We start from the raw sequence: 18,361 nt of genomic DNA on the forward strand, positions 1-18,361 counted from the left end.
ACTTTTTATGTTATATTATTTAGTCCTAACAAGTTTGTTCTGTTTAATAAACAATGCAACACTTAATACAATAAGAACTACATAGATAAAAATATATACAATTGAAGCTAATCCCGAAGTATAGAAAAACTTCAGATAAATGAAAGCAGCCATAGAGACTAGTGCCCAAAATAAGGAAATAAATGCAACGATATTGTTGCGATGTCTCCAATGGTCAGGATCCTTCATAGATCCAACAATTTTCTTTCGTGTCTTACTTTTAGGGTCGGTATTAATTACTAGAAATTTATAATACAAAAAAACAATAAATTCCACTGCAGAGATTGCAAAAAACATATAGGATAAAGATATACTCGTTATGTTCAAAAAAATCACTCCTTTTAGTATATAATTAATATGTCCTAAAAGTTAAAACATAACACTAATCTTTTTTATCACAAATAACACCTTCATAATAATCTGTTCCCCATTTACTCATAACTTCTAATATAGGCATTACACTTTTACCTTGTTTGGTTAAAGAGTATTCTACTTTAGGAGGAACTTCTGCATATACTTTTCTATTAACCATATCGTATGCTTCTAATTCTCTAAGTTGTTGTGTTAACATTTTTTGTGTTATACCACACATTGATCTTTTAAGTTCACTAAACCTAAATACACCATTTTGCGCTAATTTCCATAGAATTAATGGTTTCCATTTACCACCTATAATATCTAGTGTTAACTCTATGGCACAGCTATATTCTTTATTATTTATTTTCATAGTTTTATCGCACATAATACCTCCTAGTTTTCTTAGGTCCTAATAATAGTTATTATATTTAATCTAATACATACTTAGTAAAAATAGTTAATTTGTATACTAAGTAACTTAACAGACTCTTAGTAACTAATAGGTAAGTACCTATTTAAAAAACCTTTAGTATATGATTATATCATTGATATATTTTATATACAACACAACTTTCAGATTATGTTTTTATGTAAAATTATAAAAAACACTTTTAATTTTCATTAAAATGTATTATAATGTTACTAAATTAATAATATTACTAAAATTACAAAAAATAGGAAAGAAGTGATAGTATGTTACAGTGTCCTTTTTTAACGACTGAGAATGAAAATGTAGACTGTTTTAAGGAGTGTGATTTGAATAAGTGGCAGGGAAATGGAGGAGAATGTCCATTTGTTGAATTAAAGAATTATAACTCTTCTAGTATTAATAATGCTTTTGATTACGAATTGCTTGGTAATGATAAAACTTCACCATTAGGAATGTTATATAACGATAAATATATATAGTATTTTACTGTGTAATCGTTTATAATGTTGAATTATAGGATATAATAAGATATATCGTGTATTATAATTAAACTAAAATAGGGAGTGAATTTAAATGGAGAGAACCTTAGTATTAATTAAACCTGATGGGGTTAAGCGTGGATTGATTGGAAAAATTCTTAATCAGTATGAGGAGAAAACACTTGAAATAGTGGAACTTAAAATAATTACTGCAACAAGAGAGGATGCGCAAGAACATTATAGTGAACACGCAGGAAAAGGATTTTTTGAGGAGTTAATTAGTTACATTACTGAAGGTAAAATTTGTGCTATGATTGTAATGGGAGACAGTGCTGTTGAAGTAGTGAGAAAAATCAATGGCGATAAGGATCCTGTAAAAGCAGAACTCAGCAGTATAAGAGGCAGATTTGCAATAGACAAAACTCAAAATTTAGTTCATGCCTCAGATAGTCATGATAGTGCAGAACGTGAAATTGCAATTTGGTTTCCAGAACTTAATGATAAATATAGACTTAGTAATGTAAACGATTTATTTTCAAGAGTTGATGGTCCATTAGTGAATGTATAGGCGATTGTACATGTAAATAGTCTAGTTTGCTAATAATTATTATTTGAATATGGTTTAACTAAAAAAGCTAACCAATTAATATTGGTTAGCTTTTTTAGTTATTTCCATGTGATTAATGAGAACCACAATGTCCAGAGCAACCGTTACAGGAGTCGGTACCAGCACTTGAACAACCCTTTTTACTATCTTTTGCAGATATTGTTTTAATCCAAAATCTAGTATCTTTATAGGCTATTGTGAGTTCATTAATGTTTTCTAAAAGAGTTTCATCATATAATATTTTTAAATCATCAATATTATTTTTAATGTCTCCAGTTTTAAAATTATCTAAATAAATATCAACTTTTGCGGTTTTGCAACAACCGCTAACGTATACAAATCTTACACTATCATGTGCTTCATCGAGTTTAATCATTTCCATAAGCTCGAAAAGAGCAACTTTTGAAAGCTTGATTTTTAAAGGTTGTGCCATAAGTCCTCCTAGTATTTCTCTTTTGGATAACAAATTTATTTCTTCGACTATTACAGAATTTCAGAATAATGATTTAATAAATTTTGCTTAAGGGTCCATAAATCCCAAGATAAGTCCACAGAATATACATGTGGATTGTCAAACCTTAAAACTTCACTCCATAATTTAGAAACTTCTTTAGCAGAGAATGCTTTAATGTCCATAACAGATGGAGATTCATAAATCTGCTTACCATTCTCAAATAGTTTAACCATAAGATCTTTTATATAGTAATGTTTAAGAATTTTCTTTTTCCATGTATAAATGGGATTGAATATTTCAAGGGGTTTGCTTTCATCAATTACCTCATCATTAAGGGTAATTAAATCTGCAATAGCCTTGTTTGTTGTTTTATCAAAGATTCTATATAATTTTTTAAATGCAGGGTTAATGATTTTTTCTGCATTCTCACTAATTTTTATCTTTGGTACTATCTTTCCATCATTTTCAATAGCAACAAGTTTATAAACACCGCCGAATACTGGTTCTGATCTTGCAGTAATAAGTCTTTCACCAACACCAAAGTTATCAATTTGTGCTCCGTTTTCCAAAACACCTCTTATGATATATTCATCAAGAGAGTTAGAAACCGTAATTTTAACGTCTGAATAGCCAGCGTTATCTAACATTATTCTAACCTGTTTGGTTAGGTATGTTATGTCACCACTGTCAATACGTATTCCTATAGGTCTCTTGCCCATAGGTTTAAGTACCTCATCAAACACCTTTATAGCGTTTGGTACGCCAGAGCGTAGGACGTTATAAGTATCTATAAGAAGTACGCAATTATCAGGGTAAGTTATAGTCCATGCTTTAAAGGCATCATATTCAGTATCAAAAAGTTGTACCCAACTATGTGCCATAGTGCCGAGGGCTGGAATATCAAACATCTCTTCAGATATAGTGCAAGCAGTACCAGCGCAACCACCAATAACAGCAGCACGAGCTCCATATATAGCACCATCATAACCTTGAGCACGCCTTGAACCAAATTCCATAACCGGTCTGCCTTTTGCCGCTCTACATATTCTACTTGATTTAGTAGCTATTAAAGTTTGATGATTTATTGTAAGTAGTGTCATTGTTTCAACAAATTGAGCCTGGATAATAGGTCCTTTAACTATAACTAATGGTTCACCAGGAAAAACAGGGTAACCTTCAGGTATAGCCCACACATCACAAGAAAATTTGAAATCCTTTAGATAATTAATAAAAATTTCTGAAAAAATGCCTTTGCTTTTTAAATAAGCTATATCATCATTAGAAAATTTTAAATTTGAAAGGTATTCAATTAATTGTTGTACTCCACCCATAATACAATATCCACCACTGTCAGGTATACGTCTAAAAAACATATCAAAGTAGGCAATTGTATCTTGAACATTGTTATCTAGATAACCGTTTGCCATAGTTAATTCATAAAAATCTACTAGCATCGTTAGGTTTCTTTCATTCCTCACATTAAAATCTTTTGAGTATATCATAATTTATTCCCCTTTGAAATTTAATAAAAGTATATAATAGAGTTATAACACAATTACATTTTAATGTAATAATAGGAATATTACAATAGTAATTTGGGTATAAAAATGATTTTAGATTAATTTAAAGTAGGTGCATGAGAGTGGAGACAAGACAAAGTATGAATAATAAAGTAGTTAATAATAGAATAAGTTCAAAATTAAGTGCCGAGCAAAGGGCTGCCGTATTTTCTACTAATAGAAATTTATTGGTCACAGCTGGCCCAGGGTCAGGTAAAACAGTAGTAATTGTCAATAGGTTAGTTCATTTAATAAATGAGCAAAACGTTAATCCTAAGAATATAATCGTTATTACGTTTACAAGAGCTGCATCTATTAATATGAAAAATAGGTATATAGCTATTAATGGAAAAGAGAGGGTTCCTTTCTTTGGAACCTTTCATGGTTTGTTTTATAAAATTCTTAAGAACTATTATGGTCAGATAAACATAATTGACACGCTTGAAGTATATAAGCTCATAAAAAATGTATTAATGTCCTATCTAGATGAGGTAGGAGATGAAAAAGTGAAGGAGGTCATAAATAACATTTCTGTGTTTAAAACAAGTGGAGATGTCATAGAAAATTTTACGTCAAGTGTTGATAAGGGCATATTTACAGCTGCCTATAATATTTATGAGCAGTATAGGAAAGAAAAGAATCTGTTTGATTTTGATGATCTTCAAATAGGCTGTAAAGATTTGTTTGTAAAAAATTACAAAATACTTCAGGGGTACAAAAAATTATTTAAACATATTTTAGTTGATGAATTTCAGGATTGTGATTCCATGCAAGTTGATATACTAAAACTCTTAAATGAGGGTAATTCAATTTTTGCGGTAGGAGATGAGGACCAATGTATTTATGGTTTTAGAGGATCCAATCCTGAATGCATGGTTAAGTTTTCTGAGCACTTTGACGGTGGAGGTATATTGCCTCTTTCTACTAATTATAGATGTCCAAAGAACATAGTAGAGATATCAATGAATATAATAAAGAATAATAACATGAGGAATGAAAAAGAGATAATAGCATTTAAAGAGCGAGATGGTATTGTTAAAGTTCTTAATAATATAAATGAAAACTCGCAGGCAGAAGAAATTAGCTGCATTATTCAAAAATATAAAGAAGATGAAGATAAGGATTATCGGGATAACGCGATACTTTATAGAACAAACGTAGAGTGTAGAAGCCTAATTGATATTTTTATAAAAAAGAGGATACCATTTAAGCTTTTAGATAGGGAATATGACTTCTTTCAGCACTTCATTTGTAAAGACATTATTGCTTATCTAAAACTAAGCATTGATAGTAGTGATAAAGGTAGCTTTCTAAGAATAATTAATAAGCCGTTTAGATATATAAGTAAATTAAACTTAGATAATTTAAAGAGAAATTATGTAAAAGAAGACTGCTTTGAAATGGTAAAGGACATTGAAGGTGTACCTGTTTTTCAAATGAAGATGCTGGATAAGCTAAATAAAGACATACATTTTTTAAATAAAATTTCATTAGATAACGCTATAAATAATTTAGTTGAGAATATAGGCTATCATGATTATATCAAAGGATATTGCACTAAATTCAAGATTGATTTAGGTGAGATGGAAGATGTTATTGACGAGTTTAGACAATCTACAGAAGGGTACAGTTCTATAATAGCTTTTCTAGCTCATGTAGAGCAGGTAAAAGAAGAGATTAGTAAGCATAAGAAGAATATGGATGAGGATGCGGTAATACTTAGTACAATCCATGGAGTGAAGGGTATGGAGTTTAAGAATGTTTACCTAATTAATTGTAATGAGGAAAACATACCTCATGTAAATAGCATAGATAATAACTTAGAGGAAGAAAGAAGATTATTTTATGTAGGAATTACAAGGGCAATAGATAATGTTTGGTTATGCATTTGTAAAAATGTAAAAGGAAAAGCAAAAGAAACCTCACGGTTTATTAAAGAATGCAATATATTAGGGGCAAGTGATTCGGAGTTACCTTTTAAAGAAGGGGATGGGGTGCTACATAAAAGTTTTGGCAGTGGTAATGTTGTTTCAATTACTAGTAAAGATTTAGAAATTAAATTCGAGGGAGGAGTTGTAAGAAAATTTGATACAGATATTTTATATAACAACTCTCTGATTTCAAAGAAATAATGGATGGACTAGACTGAAATTTAGGTGCAATAAACGACCATAAGACCATTAAAAAGACTCCATACATGTAACTATTAAAAAAACGTGTGGAGGGATGGAATAAAAATGGCTAAAATGATGCTGAAAAACATGAGAAAAACTATTGATAAAACTATTGATGAATGTCACAAAGATTATTTAAATTATTGTATTGCTATAGGGCAAAGGGATAAAACACTTGAAAGCAAAATAAGATTCTACAGATATGAATTATCTAAAATTTTAAACATTTCAGAGAGTATAGAAACGCTTACTAAGTATAAAATAGAAAATAAGGTTGTCTCTATGAGAAGAGATGGATACAAAGGGAATACTTATAAAACATTTGTAATTAAGACTAGAGCATTTTTAACCTACTGCTTTGATAATAATTATTTGAAAAGGTTTGATGTCAAAATTCCTACAGTTGATTTAGATAAAAAAACAATTTATACTGAAGATGAGTTAAATAAATTGCTAAAAAAGCCTAACCTAGATAAGTGTTTAGTTGGAGATTTTAAAGGGTGGGCAACAATTAATTTCCTTTTTGGAACAGGTTGCCGTTCAGAGACTTTATTAAATGTGAAAGTACAGGATATTAATTTCCTTAATGATATGATTTTATTTAGGCATATGAAAACTAGAAGGCAAATTACAGTTCCATTAAGTCCTACACTAAAGAAGGTTTTAAAAGAATATATAGATATAATGGATTTAAGTAATGAGGACTTATTATTCTCTAAGCTAAATAAAGAAAAGATGTGTTATGATACATTGCACCAGAACATAAGTAATTACTTTAATAATAGAAATGTTAAAATGAGAGGAGTAAACACTTTCAGAAATACATTTGCTACCTTTTTTATAATTAATCATGGTGATATCTACAGATTAAAAATTATTCTAGGACATTCAAATATTAAAACTACGGAACGATATATTAGTCTTTTACCACTTGATTTAAATGAAGATATTAGTAAGTTTAATCCATTGGATGTGCTAAATAAGAAAAATTTGAAGACTAGATTAAAAATAAATAAGACATAAAAAATGGGTACTGCACAGTATAATCAAACTTGCTTCACAAAAACAGTAATATTAAAATACTACAGGTCAAACTAGCAATGTTGACCTGTAGTACTATTATGCGTATATTACCTATGAGCCACCCACCAGTATAATGGAAAATATTTGCTGATGCTGTATAATACATCAATAAATTTATAAATAAATAACCATTAACAAGACTACCTTAATTGGTAGTTTTTTTTATTATAATAAGATAGTAAAAGATACGCCTGTTCAAATAGGAATGCCTAAGCTTGGAGTGGAAACACAAGTAAGTGAACATATATTATTTCAGTAATAGTTGATTATTTAGATGCTACATATTTTACTATCTTATGGTTATTTGGATAATACAATAATAGTGAGTCTATTTATTTATAAGTATAATATGTATAATCCCAAAACCTAAGGAATTATAGGCTGTAGGAGCCATTCTAAGCGATTAGAACATCTAAAACACACTATTACATTACCTTAAATCAGATATTCGTATTGGTGGCAAGGGGAGAGTTGTTTTCTTTAGTTGTAGTTGTAGATTGAATTGGAGTGGTCTTTAATTTATGCTATAGAAGCAATTAGGATTATATTTTATTGCAGTTTTCAAGCACCACAGATTTATGGAGGTTGGGTGTATGTTGAACATACACGTAGTACTCGATACAATTTCTTATACTAAAACTTACAGGGTAGGACATTTTTGGGACACGCTTACAGAGGGGTGGGTAAAACACCATGTCATTGAAGAAGAAAAGGTGAACGGAGCAATACTCCTAGCAGGTCAAAATCGGTGCTCTAACTAATAGTTATACTGCCACTACAAGCATTGTTTGTGTTAGGTAGCAAATCACGACGTAGGGGTCAAACTAAACAATGCTTATGATGACGTTATCTCCTCGTTCAAAGTGTGTAGCGATATACGACAACATTTAGTTTTAGTTGGAAAAGACTAATAGCTTTGACGGTGTAACGATTCGTGAGGTCAAAAAAGAAGTGGAGTGTTTCATTTACAGTTAATAGTTAATGACTTTCGCAAGGGCATTACCTATTAGTCTTTTTTTGTACTTATTTTTTTATCTTTTACCTTTCTCGTAGTTTCCCAATTTCTCGTCATTCAGTCATATTCTCTCGTTCACAGTTATATCCTGTCTGAATCAAATCTGTATTTTATTTAACATATTTTAGAGCGTTTTGACGTACGTATGTACACAAAAATATTATATTATAGTTATTGACTTGCAGGTTTCAAGAATACAGTTATTGATTTATCAGCTTGGAGAACTAATGAGTGGGAAGTAATTATTTTACTATCTTATAATGTTCATATAACCTCAAAAGTAGAGCGTCAAAAGCTTATATGACGTTCTAAAAGCCTATTATATTGATTATGGCATCTTAAAGGATGAAATTATATATTAGTTTTTGTCGTTATAGATTGTATTAGAGGTGATGGTGTATTTTACTATCTTATAATATGTAATAATTTGACATATAATGCGAATAGGTATATGATACTAATAGTAACTTACTTGTTTAGACTGAATGGGTTAAGGCTTTAAAATAATTTTTATTAAGTAGCGTTAAAAAATCTATTAATATAATGAAAGGAGAAGTACTGTAAATGAAGTTGGTTAAAATTGGTAAGTTGGCAGTTAAAAACTATTCTACTACAATTTCTAATAAGGAAATATATGAATGCATTAAGATTCTCCCTGTAGAATATAAGAAGGTCAACTCTCGTGTATTCATTCATGAAAATAGAAAATCCTACCTCTGCTTCTGCATAAGGCATCTTAGATTTATTGATTTTTACATTGGCATTGAAGATGGAGTAATTGAAAAGTTTAAACGAGTGTTTAAATTAGCAGTTTATAAAAAATACAAAAATGAGATTCATTTGTTCGAATATAAAATAAATACATTTCTTCTTTTGGTTAAAAAGGAAATTAAAAAAACAGAAGAAGGGAAATATGTAACTCAAGATGTATGGGAAAAATATAGATATGTTTGGGTTAAATACATAATAATGTATAATTTAATTCACGAAATGAATCATGATATTCAAAATAGGAGAAAAGAACTTAATTTCAAATTATATGATTTAGTCTTTTCGAAGTGGGAGAATAGTAACCATGAGATAGATTCAGCGAAAAGAAGCGAGAGAATCTATGAAAAGTATGGAGATAAATTTAATAAAATTTTGAAAACAGAAGGTATAGAAGTTTACCATAAATTTGAGAATGGATTAGATATTGGATATAAGTATAATATTGATATAGATAGTGACTAGGAAACGGAGAATTAACAAAAGGATGTCTGAAACATAATTCTTGACATCGTCAGAAAAGTAAAGTAATAGTAAACAAAATCTGAGATTTATGCAAAAATACTTTCTCATAATAAATTTTAAAAATATAACAATGAAAAAGGTGATAATTTGAAATTAAAATTGAAGAAATATAATATTCAAGACATGATTTATACTATAAGCAACTATGGAGAAGTATTTGGTAAAAGTGGATTATTAAAAACTAGACCAGATAAAGATGGGTATTTAGTTGTTACACTAGGAAGAAAAGGAAAGAGACAAACAAAGAAAATACATAGACTTGTGGCTGAACTATTCTTACTTAATGAGCATAATTTGTTAGAAGTAAATCATAAAGATTTTAACAGAGCGAATCCTAGATTTGATAATCTAGAATGGTCTACTCATAAAGATAATGTTTTGCATTCGAGTTTGCAAGGCAGATATTCAGCTAGTAGCATAGGGTCAAAAAATAGCAATGCAAGACTTACAGAAAAAGAAGTATTAAAAATAAGAGCGTTACATGATAATGGGGATACTGTATATAAAATTGCAAAATTGTATGTTAGAGGGTGGCAAACCATTAACCATGTTGTCAAAAGAACAACATGGAAACATGTTTAATGGTGGCACTTTATTGTTTGGTAATTAGCTAACAAAGAGTCAACAGGGATTAATATCTGTTGGCTTTTATAATTGTTGAAGGAAAGAAAAAATAAAATGCAACGGAAAGGTGTAAAGGCTAAATTGATTTTATAATTTACTGTAAAAGTAGTTGACAATGCTAAAATATCATGATAATATGTACTAGTAAGTATTTATTAGTAAATATTCTGAATTTGGAGGAAACAATAATTATGATAGGATTAGAATTCATACTTAACCTTTATGGTATGCAACAACAAGAACTTGCTGTTAAATTAAAAATAAAGAAACAAAATATTAACCTTTGGTTTAAAGGAAGACAGGATGTATCCAAAAAACATTTACATACACTTTCTGAAATGTTCAACATTCCACAAGAATACTTTCAGAAAGAACTTGGTGAAATTGATAAATTAGAAATCCAAAAGATGAAATTAGAAACAAGTGTTGAATCAGATATTGGTGTTGGATATGCAATTGAACGTTATGACTATGAAATTAAAGAAAGAAAACTATTCGTACAAATTGGGAACACCCTTACGACGTGTTTTAATGATGAAAAGTCAGATGGAGGACTTTATGATGCATCCGAGTTGCTAGATTTATATAAAATGTTTACAGACATAGTGGCAGATAAAGAAATCAATAAAAGTATATTAGAAGGACTGCTTTTAGCAACCGTGAATAAATATCAAGGAAATTCCACAGAGAAGGATAAATTTGTACTTAAGGTGGCAGATGAAATTAAAGAATATAATAAAAAGTTACTTGATGAAAAGATTCTTATGGATATGGATGATGGTTCAGACGAATAACAAATTAAATTCAAGCTATAAATATAGATAGGCACCAGTACGGCAAGTAAAACATATAACACATAAATTATAAAATAGTAAAATATCAAATAAATATAGAAAATAACGCAGGGAGGAATTTAGAGTGAAACCAAAAGAATTATATTATTCGGACACATAGAAAATTCAAATATTAAAATGCTTAGTCTAATTTAACTATAAAATATAAATTGAGAAAGGGGAATTAAAGAAGGGATTGCTACCACCACATATATACGTGGAATATTTAATCTTGGTTAGCAAACCAAAATAATTATAGAAAGTTGGGTAACAACTATGAAATCACTTAAAATCATAAAAATGTCAACAACTAAATATCGGGATTTAGCCCTAGTTACCATGTGAGATACTATGTTTTGTTCATAGCATTGCTTTGCTATACCCTTAAATAATCAAGGCATAAGCAGTAAGCAATGAACTATATTGATATAGGTCAGATTACGCAAATAATTAGGGTGAATTGTGGACGGCAAAAATAAAATAAACAATATTATATGGAGGAGGAAATTATAATGAATCACTTTATGCAAACTCAACAATTATCAAGTATGTCTTCAGATATAGCTAGAGAATTACAATCAATACTAGCCTGCAGTGTAGTAACGTCAATTTTCCCTATCACCAACACTATGGAATTTTATATATTTATTTCTTCAAATGGATTACTAAGTGAAAATGAATATAGAATAGTAATTGTGAATTTGATTGAACACATTACTGATTTAGATATTTATGTAAACTACTTAATGGCGTGCTTGAATGCCCAAATATTTGTTCAAGGAAATATTAACTTAATGAGCAAAGTTGTATATAACACTAGCATTGAGATTGGTTACGAAAGCTTACCTACTAAATTTTCAACTGCAGAGGATATGACATACCAAGAAAGCAAATACCTATTTTATATCAATGAGGATATAAGCATGAAAGCTTCATTGGAGGATGAAATTTTTATAATCCAAGATAGGGGGTATGGGACTACCATAATAGATTTGAACAGGAACCATTATTCTATAAAAGAAGTAGCATAGGACATCACTGATTAAAGTATTATACGAAATTACATATTAGATTTAAAAGCAAACTAACAACATACATAAATTAGATTATAACGCTGTAATATTTTTAAAGTACTCAATAATTATAAAATAGTAAAGTAGGAGGAGAATTATGTATCAAACAAAATAAAATGAATAAATTATGAAATTCACAACAACAATTGATGTGCCTGCTTTAGAGTGGGCAATAGAGAATTTGACTAATAATAAGAAGAAAGGGATGAATGTGAAACAATGGATAAAATAAATCTAAGTATAAGGATGCTTAGAGGCGAGAAAACAAGTGATGAATTAGCAGTAGCATTATTTGTTTATATAAAATGCATGAGGATAGAGAAAATTTCATTGAATTTGTTAATGAAATTGTTTGGGTACAAGTTAAGAACAGAAACAGCATTGAAATTTAGAACGTCATTGTCAGTGCTGATAAGTGAGGGGGTTATAGTTGTGAGTGAGGATATTGAAAAGGTAAAACGAAATAGTAACTTTAGTATAAAAGTAGACGATGCAGAAGATGAGCATTTAGAAGCCAACGAGGATATTTTTAATTTAGTCTACAATAAATTAGATGATAAATCACTAATATGGTTATATATGTTTCTGTTATCATTCAAACATAAGTGCGAAATATATGGTGCTGTTACACTTAATATGATAATGCTTGGATTTAATATTAAAGATGAAAGAACGGTAAGGAAGTATTTAAAAAAGTTAACTGATTGTGGGATAATAAATAAAAGCATATCAAAAGTTGGAACCTATAGTTTGTATTATTATTTATTGGAAGAGTTTAATGAAACAGAAATTTCAGATGTAGAAAATAATAAGATATTTGGAACATTAAAACGTGATTTAAGTGGATATGGATTAAATTTGTTTGGAATGAAGGGAAGTTTCTTGCCAAGATTTTCAATGCCTAAGAGAATATTGAGTTTAATTATTCAAGGGGCTATTGATTTAGATAAGCTTAAGTTGAGCATGGATTACCATAAAAGACACGTCGGTTACTTAATGAAAAACCATGTGCCAGTAGGAATAATTTTAAACAGCTTAGTTAAAATTTCCTATGAAAATTATTATGCTGTAGACTTTAAGATAAAAATTTATAGCTATGAATACAAAATTGAAGATAAACAGGCACTTGTGTATTATTATGTTGACCTTGATGGCAATGTTCAAGGAGAAATAAATAAAATAGAAAGGGACAAAAAAATGGTTGAGATTTCGAAGATAAAAGAAGAAGAAAGAGCTAGGGGCATTGATGAGTGGAAACAGAAGAAAGAAAAAGAGGAACAACTTGAATGGGAGGAAAATGTGGCATTATTCGGTTAAAATATACAAAAAATGTAGGGTACTATATTAGAGCACATTTTATTACCTTAATATAGTACCCTACATAAAATGTATATTTAAAGATTATCAACTAAGTGAATCCAATAATACAATCTAAGAGAGATGGTTAAGAAAATACATAGAAAATAAGTAGTTATGTTATTATCGCTTTAATATGTTTATCACATTTCTTCTAGGATTAGAGGACTCCGTCCACACTCGCTCTGCGAGTGGCTTGAGCAAAAATAAAATTAATCGTTCTATGAATTATCCTTTTTTAAAGGACTAATTATTTATGGTGTCTTAAAGGTTGGATATCTGTTGATGAAGATAATAAATACCTTAAGATGGTTTTAAGGATTCTCTGGTGGATTTAGAGGGAGAGCAATTTAATGCATTTGTACGAGATAAAAACTTATTAAGGTGGCAATAACATAAGCTTTCTACTTTGTGAATTTTTATGTAATTACACAGTGACAATATCGTTTGTAAGACACTTAGTAATTAATTAGGTGCAAGTGTATGGGTGAAAATAGTATGTTTAGGAAGGATAAATTAACGAGTGGAAATGGATGTATTCAGTTATACGAGGAGAGTAGTAATTGAAATATAAAGAGAATGTTCGACAATAAATATGTTGAAACTCTATGAAATTATACAGGCTAGAGCATATGAAAATATAATTTACAATAATTGCTACATGAGATATTTAGAGGAGGAAGTTAATAATGGCAAGAGAGAAAAAAGGATTAGCAAAATTGGGGGACATTAAAATTATTCATGGCAAGACATATGAATTTCAAGAGGTGATTGAGGATTTATTTGTTAATCATGTATGGGAATGTATTGATTTAGAACTGGAATATTTATTTGGAGATGGAGATAAACCAAAGTCTATGGATGACGACGAACAGAAGGAGCGTTATAGTGACTTTGATGCATATGATTATTTAAATAGGTATAGTATGGAGTAATGTATGATTATTATTAGTTTTAGAAATTGAAGTACATAAAACAAAAAAATGAAATGACAATAAAAATAATTTATAGTAAGGTGGTGATATCCATGCCATGCAGATTTCCCGAAAGTACAATTAGAAAATATGAATCACTTGGATATTCACTCGAAGAAGCTACATTGGAAGAGATGTCATTTATTTATGAATTAAATATTGCAATGACATTGAGACATTTAAAATTTTTACATAAGAAAAAGTGGATTGTGCTAGACAGATACCTAATAAAAAATAGACCCTTGGAGATGTTTAGTTATTTATTTGCCGACGAAGAAGCATACCAGAACTATTTAGAGTGGAAAGAGTCCAAGGCTAAATTGCTTGAAGAAAGAAGGGTGAGGAGAAAAAGGCGTGTTTATAGAAAGCGTATGGAAAATAAAAAGTTGAAAGATAGTTTGAAGAAATTGGATATATGATAGATGGATATAGACATTCTCTTGTATTAATAGGATTCCGATAAATGTTGAAAATTAATCCATGAAACTAAGGCTATCATTAGTGGGACTCGAAACGTCCCAGAAAGGATGCTGGATTTTGAATTATAGGAGGGAGGGTGTGGTAAAAATTCGCCTCATACATTAGGATTATCCAATCTAATGTATATTAAGCTGTTGTAAAAAATGAGATAACCCATCTATAAGTTTTTGAGGAATTACAATTTATTGAAGGATACTAAAAACATAGTTATCATATGTCCATGGATTTGGTAGGTGATAGATTATTTTTATGGAAAGTAATGTTCATTGAATTATCTTAGAGCATATGGTATTATCTATTTTGAAATTATTAGAATTATAAGGGGGACATTTTAGAATGAAGAAGAATAGTAAATTTTTAGTAGCAACTATGGTAATTGGGGTAATACTAAGTGGGTGTAGTTCTAAGCCAGTAACTAAAGTTGTAGATACTGCGAAACCAGTTGCCACACAAAAGTCTTCATCAAAGCCAACACAAGCAGATTTAGATGCAAAATTAAAAGCAGTGGCAGTTAAAGCAGACTTTGTAAAACTAAATGGTCATGAGTCTGAAAACAAGGACTTAAAAGTAAAAGTAACAGGCAAAGTATCAGTTGTAGATAATACTAAAAAAATAGAATTATTTGATTGCTTTCAACTAACTACAAAAGAAGGTGATGGATATGGAAGGTATACTATAATTAATGTGTTAAGTACTCCAGTAGCAGAAGGGGATACAGTAACGGCATATGGAACTGTAAATGAAGAAAAAAGTGGATATGGTGGCACAGGTATAACGTCCACAGTTGTAGAGAAATAAATAAAATAACATTAATGCGAGAACAAAAGTTGCTAGGATAGGTATGACAACGCAGGAATGTATTGATTCTACTTGGGGACGTACAGAAAGTATTAATCGAACTACGACTGCAGACGGGTAAGTGAACAATGGGTTTATGGTGATACGGCAATGAGTTTTTTATATTTTGATGATGTAATACTAACATACATACAGAATTAAATAATTATTAACAGATAAGAGGCTACCTTGATTGGTAGTCTTTTTATTTTTAAAGATTAGCCAGCCTATTTTAATAATATGATTAAAGCATCTAAGATTGTTTCTAAGAGACTATAATATTGAATTAATGCTAGAGTATAGGAGGGAATTGGGTATTCAGATTTAATTCCAATATGAAGAAAAAATTAACTTATAAACAAAATTAAACATATATGTATATAGTTGTTTTAACTAGGGGTAAATGGTACAATCTATGCATCAGGTGATAAGTATTCGTAAATTTAGCGTAACAGTTATTATAATTTATTTTGATGTATGGGTGAGCATAGTTTAATTTAATAAGTAAAGGGATGATATAGTTGGCAATTAAAGAAGAAGATTTAGTACAAGATAATTATTACGTACATTCTAATCACGGTGTATGTCTATATAAGGGTATAAAATACTTGACAGTGCGAAACATCGAAAACATAAAATGTTACTGTCTTATCTTTCTTGATGGAGAGAGTTTATATGTACCTAACGACCAATTAGACCTCATTACTGAATGTGATAAACAATATGGACAAAATATTGGACTAACTAAGTTAGGAAATATAAGGTGGAAGAATAAATACAATAAAATTTTATTGGATAATGAAATTCTAACTAAAACAAAGAAGTCTCTTTTACAGATTAAGGCGTATGAAAATATATTAATGAATGGAGTTAAAAACAATAAAATAGTGTTAGAACAATATTATAAAAAATATATTGGTGATGATAAAGCTATGAATAATTTTATTGAATCCGTTCTTCAGAAGTCTACTTATCCAGAAGGATATAATAAAGACATTGAAGTTGAATATGAAGCTAGTTCTAAAACAGCTATTATAAATTATAGAATACCAAATACGGTTGAAGTACCTAATACAATCAAATATAAGTATGATTCACTAATTGAAGGATTAATTGAAATTAAGATGAAGGATAAGGAATTTAATAAATATTACGAATCAGTAGTATTTCAGAGTACACTACGCTCAATAAAGGAAGTATTTGATGCAATTGGAAATGATATACTTGATACAATTGTATTTAACGGATTGGCTGAGGATATTGATAAGAAAACTGGAAATAATTTTACATCTTGTATTATTTCATTAATGGTACCAAGAAGCCAATTTGAAAAAATAAACTTAACACAGATTTCATATAAGGATTGTATTCTGTATCTTAAAGGGATTTTCGTTGGTCAGTTACAACAACTTTCTCCAGTTAAACCTATATTAGATATAAATAGGAATGATAGAAGATTTATATCTAATAAGGGCATTTTATCAGAATTGGATGAAGGTGTTAATCTTGCTGAGATGGATTGGGAAGATTTCGAATATTTAGTACGTGAGTTATTTGAAAAAATCTTTTCTGATGATGGCTCAGAGGTTAGGGTAACACAAGCGAGTAGAGATGGTGGAGTCGACGCAGTAGCATTTGATAACGACCCAATAAAGGGAGGTAAGTTTATAATACAAGCTAAAAGGTACAATAATGTTGTATCAGTTTCGGCATCCCGAGATTTATATGGTACTGTAATTAATGAAGGTGCAGTTAAGGGTATTTTAGTAACAACAAGTTATTTTGGAAATGATTCGAGGGAGTTTGCAAAAGATAAGCCTATTACATTAATAGATGGGTCTAACCTAGTATATCTTCTAAATAAATATGGTTATAAAGCCCATATTAAGCTTAAGAAAAAGTGATACTGATAACGGAATAGTAGACCTACATGAATCTTGCATCTTTCACTTTGAGGAGGGTAGGTAATACTTTTTTTGTTACACACTTTCTAAAGGCTCTGCACCTTTCTGTTTTAGTTTCTAACATAAAACGATATAACATCTCTTTTGTTAAATAAAGTTTCCCATTGTGGAAAACCGTTAGAATTTCAGCACTCTTTATATTTTGGTGAATTATATCTTTCCTAGGAATCTAAACCGTGTCCCTCAAATTCTGTTGTTGTAGCCGTAGGTTTGACTTACATTTTATAGCCCCTAATAGAAGGGAAAACTGTTCCAGTGACCCAGTTTCTAAATGCTCTGCATTTATCCATTCTAGCTTCTAATATAAAATCATACAACATATCTTCTGTTAAATATCTGCTTACACAGTGTAAGCAAGTAGCTATATAGCCATTCTTAACCACTTTATCTATTCTTGTTTTATGTGCGTAAACAGTTCCTTTAGTATTAGGTGATGTTACATACCTACCCTAATGCCATTCCAGTTGAATATTAGTATAATGGAGAATCATCTACTATTATTATATCTACACCTTGACCCTCAAATTAACAATGGTTGAACCTTAACAAAAGATGTATTTAAATTGCGTGTTAGTCCAAGTAGACGTACTAAATATGGAAGATGTAATTTTAAACTAAAGTGTTAATTAGAAGACAGTTAGAGGACTATGTGATGACTGAACATGGTAGTATGTGTGCCTAGTAGAATATTTTTAGAAGCTATCTTAATTGGTAGCTTTTTTATTTTTGA

General features: G+C 29.7%; 19 protein-coding genes. 14 read left to right on the top strand and 5 right to left on the bottom strand.

Annotated elements, in window-relative coordinates; genetic code table 11:
• Positions 1-15: 15 nt before the first annotated feature.
• Positions 16-366: a hypothetical protein gene (locus LGK95_RS02495; RefSeq protein ID WP_226121870.1), complete on the bottom strand. Its 351-nt coding sequence runs from the start codon at positions 364-366 to the stop codon at positions 16-18.
• 55 nt (positions 367-421) lie between these two features.
• Entirely contained in the window at positions 422-781 is a 360-nt protein-coding gene (locus LGK95_RS02500; RefSeq protein ID WP_226121873.1) for a winged helix-turn-helix transcriptional regulator, read from the bottom strand.
• A gap of 371 nt (positions 782-1,152) precedes the next feature.
• Between LGK95_RS02500 and LGK95_RS02505 the strand changes: the two genes are divergently transcribed.
• Positions 1,153-1,305, top strand: coding sequence for a hypothetical protein (locus LGK95_RS02505; RefSeq protein WP_226121875.1), 153 nt, complete (start codon positions 1,153-1,155; stop codon positions 1,303-1,305).
• A 94-nt stretch (positions 1,306-1,399) separates the two neighbouring features.
• On the top strand, positions 1,400-1,873 hold the full coding sequence (ndk, locus tag LGK95_RS02510; protein WP_226121877.1) for a nucleoside-diphosphate kinase: 474 nt from the start codon (positions 1,400-1,402) through the stop codon (positions 1,871-1,873).
• 112 nt (positions 1,874-1,985) lie between these two features.
• Here the strand turns inward: ndk and LGK95_RS02515 are convergent, their stop codons facing one another.
• Both LGK95_RS02515 and LGK95_RS02520 read right to left on the bottom strand, forming a co-directional pair.
• Positions 1,986-2,345, bottom strand: coding sequence for a hypothetical protein (locus tag LGK95_RS02515; protein ID WP_226121879.1), 360 nt, complete (start codon positions 2,343-2,345; stop codon positions 1,986-1,988).
• Between the two features lie 50 nt (positions 2,346-2,395).
• A complete protein-coding gene (locus LGK95_RS02520) occupies positions 2,396-3,868 on the bottom strand; it encodes a nicotinate phosphoribosyltransferase (RefSeq protein ID WP_226121881.1) in 1,473 nt (490 codons plus the stop codon).
• 158 nt (positions 3,869-4,026) lie between these two features.
• On the opposite strand from LGK95_RS02520, the gene LGK95_RS02525 reads away from it, so the two are divergent.
• The 12 genes from LGK95_RS02525 (at position 4,027) to LGK95_RS02580 (ending at position 17,571) form a co-directional block, all read left to right on the top strand.
• Positions 4,027-6,057 (top strand): ATP-dependent helicase, encoded by a 2,031-nt coding sequence (locus tag LGK95_RS02525; RefSeq protein ID WP_226121884.1) that lies wholly within the window; start codon positions 4,027-4,029, stop codon positions 6,055-6,057.
• A gap of 105 nt (positions 6,058-6,162) precedes the next feature.
• A complete protein-coding gene (locus tag LGK95_RS02530; RefSeq protein ID WP_226121886.1) occupies positions 6,163-7,122 on the top strand; it encodes a tyrosine-type recombinase/integrase in 960 nt (319 codons plus the stop codon).
• 653 nt (positions 7,123-7,775) lie between these two features.
• On the top strand, positions 7,776-7,943 hold the full coding sequence (locus LGK95_RS02535) for a hypothetical protein (protein WP_226121888.1): 168 nt from the start codon (positions 7,776-7,778) through the stop codon (positions 7,941-7,943).
• A gap of 818 nt (positions 7,944-8,761) precedes the next feature.
• Positions 8,762-9,430, top strand: coding sequence for a hypothetical protein (locus tag LGK95_RS02540; RefSeq protein WP_226121892.1), 669 nt, complete (start codon positions 8,762-8,764; stop codon positions 9,428-9,430).
• Between the two features lie 159 nt (positions 9,431-9,589).
• Positions 9,590-10,072, top strand: coding sequence for an HNH endonuclease (locus LGK95_RS02545; protein ID WP_226121893.1), 483 nt, complete (start codon positions 9,590-9,592; stop codon positions 10,070-10,072).
• A 233-nt stretch (positions 10,073-10,305) separates the two neighbouring features.
• Positions 10,306-10,908 carry a helix-turn-helix domain-containing protein gene (locus LGK95_RS02550; protein ID WP_226121894.1) on the top strand — a complete coding sequence of 201 codons (603 nt, stop codon included), beginning with the start codon at positions 10,306-10,308 and terminating at the stop codon, positions 10,906-10,908.
• 551 nt (positions 10,909-11,459) lie between these two features.
• Positions 11,460-11,978: a hypothetical protein gene (locus tag LGK95_RS02555; RefSeq protein ID WP_226121896.1), complete on the top strand. Its 519-nt coding sequence runs from the start codon at positions 11,460-11,462 to the stop codon at positions 11,976-11,978.
• Between the two features lie 261 nt (positions 11,979-12,239).
• On the top strand, positions 12,240-13,337 hold the full coding sequence (locus tag LGK95_RS02560) for a hypothetical protein (protein WP_226121898.1): 1,098 nt from the start codon (positions 12,240-12,242) through the stop codon (positions 13,335-13,337).
• Between the two features lie 728 nt (positions 13,338-14,065).
• Positions 14,066-14,311 (top strand): hypothetical protein, encoded by a 246-nt coding sequence (locus LGK95_RS02565; RefSeq protein ID WP_226121900.1) that lies wholly within the window; start codon positions 14,066-14,068, stop codon positions 14,309-14,311.
• 92 nt (positions 14,312-14,403) lie between these two features.
• On the top strand, positions 14,404-14,769 hold the full coding sequence (locus LGK95_RS02570) for a hypothetical protein (protein ID WP_226121903.1): 366 nt from the start codon (positions 14,404-14,406) through the stop codon (positions 14,767-14,769).
• A gap of 397 nt (positions 14,770-15,166) precedes the next feature.
• Positions 15,167-15,628 carry a hypothetical protein gene (locus tag LGK95_RS02575; RefSeq protein ID WP_226121905.1) on the top strand — a complete coding sequence of 154 codons (462 nt, stop codon included), beginning with the start codon at positions 15,167-15,169 and terminating at the stop codon, positions 15,626-15,628.
• Between the two features lie 560 nt (positions 15,629-16,188).
• Positions 16,189-17,571 carry a restriction endonuclease gene (locus LGK95_RS02580; protein ID WP_226121907.1) on the top strand — a complete coding sequence of 461 codons (1,383 nt, stop codon included), beginning with the start codon at positions 16,189-16,191 and terminating at the stop codon, positions 17,569-17,571.
• A gap of 275 nt (positions 17,572-17,846) precedes the next feature.
• On the opposite strand, the gene LGK95_RS22755 is transcribed toward LGK95_RS02580, so the two are convergent.
• Positions 17,847-18,014 carry a BRO family protein gene (locus tag LGK95_RS22755; RefSeq protein ID WP_226121909.1) on the bottom strand — a complete coding sequence of 56 codons (168 nt, stop codon included), beginning with the start codon at positions 18,012-18,014 and terminating at the stop codon, positions 17,847-17,849.
• Positions 18,015-18,361 lie beyond the last annotated feature (347 nt).

Origin of the sequence: Clostridium algoriphilum, from assembly GCF_020443705.1 — a bacterium.
Lineage (GTDB): Bacteria > Bacillota > Clostridia > Clostridiales > Clostridiaceae > Clostridium_AD > Clostridium_AD algoriphilum.

What these genes read in the sequence shown, in the direction of transcription:
- LGK95_RS02575 (WP_226121905.1), top strand. Translation starts at nt 15,167, where the DNA reads ATGAAGAAGAATAGTAAATTTTTAGTAGCAACTATGGTAATTGGGGTA.
- LGK95_RS02560 (WP_226121898.1), top strand. Translation starts at nt 12,240, where the DNA reads ATGGATAAAATAAATCTAAGTATAAGGATGCTTAGAGGCGAGAAAACA.
- LGK95_RS02535 (WP_226121888.1), top strand. Translation starts at nt 7,776, where the DNA reads ATGTTGAACATACACGTAGTACTCGATACAATTTCTTATACTAAAACT.
- LGK95_RS02550 (WP_226121894.1), top strand. Translation starts at nt 10,306, where the DNA reads ATGATAGGATTAGAATTCATACTTAACCTTTATGGTATGCAACAACAA.
- LGK95_RS02530 (WP_226121886.1), top strand. Translation starts at nt 6,163, where the DNA reads ATGGCTAAAATGATGCTGAAAAACATGAGAAAAACTATTGATAAAACT.
- LGK95_RS02500 (WP_226121873.1), bottom strand. Translation starts at nt 781, where the DNA reads ATGTGCGATAAAACTATGAAAATAAATAATAAAGAATATAGCTGTGCC.
- LGK95_RS02520 (WP_226121881.1), bottom strand. Translation starts at nt 3,868, where the DNA reads ATGATATACTCAAAAGATTTTAATGTGAGGAATGAAAGAAACCTAACG.
- ndk (WP_226121877.1), top strand. Translation starts at nt 1,400, where the DNA reads ATGGAGAGAACCTTAGTATTAATTAAACCTGATGGGGTTAAGCGTGGA.
- LGK95_RS02555 (WP_226121896.1), top strand. Translation starts at nt 11,460, where the DNA reads ATGAATCACTTTATGCAAACTCAACAATTATCAAGTATGTCTTCAGAT.
- LGK95_RS02565 (WP_226121900.1), top strand. Translation starts at nt 14,066, where the DNA reads ATGGCAAGAGAGAAAAAAGGATTAGCAAAATTGGGGGACATTAAAATT.
- LGK95_RS02540 (WP_226121892.1), top strand. Translation starts at nt 8,762, where the DNA reads ATGAAGTTGGTTAAAATTGGTAAGTTGGCAGTTAAAAACTATTCTACT.
- LGK95_RS02525 (WP_226121884.1), top strand. Translation starts at nt 4,027, where the DNA reads ATGAATAATAAAGTAGTTAATAATAGAATAAGTTCAAAATTAAGTGCC.
- LGK95_RS02570 (WP_226121903.1), top strand. Translation starts at nt 14,404, where the DNA reads ATGCCATGCAGATTTCCCGAAAGTACAATTAGAAAATATGAATCACTT.
- LGK95_RS02515 (WP_226121879.1), bottom strand. Translation starts at nt 2,345, where the DNA reads ATGGCACAACCTTTAAAAATCAAGCTTTCAAAAGTTGCTCTTTTCGAG.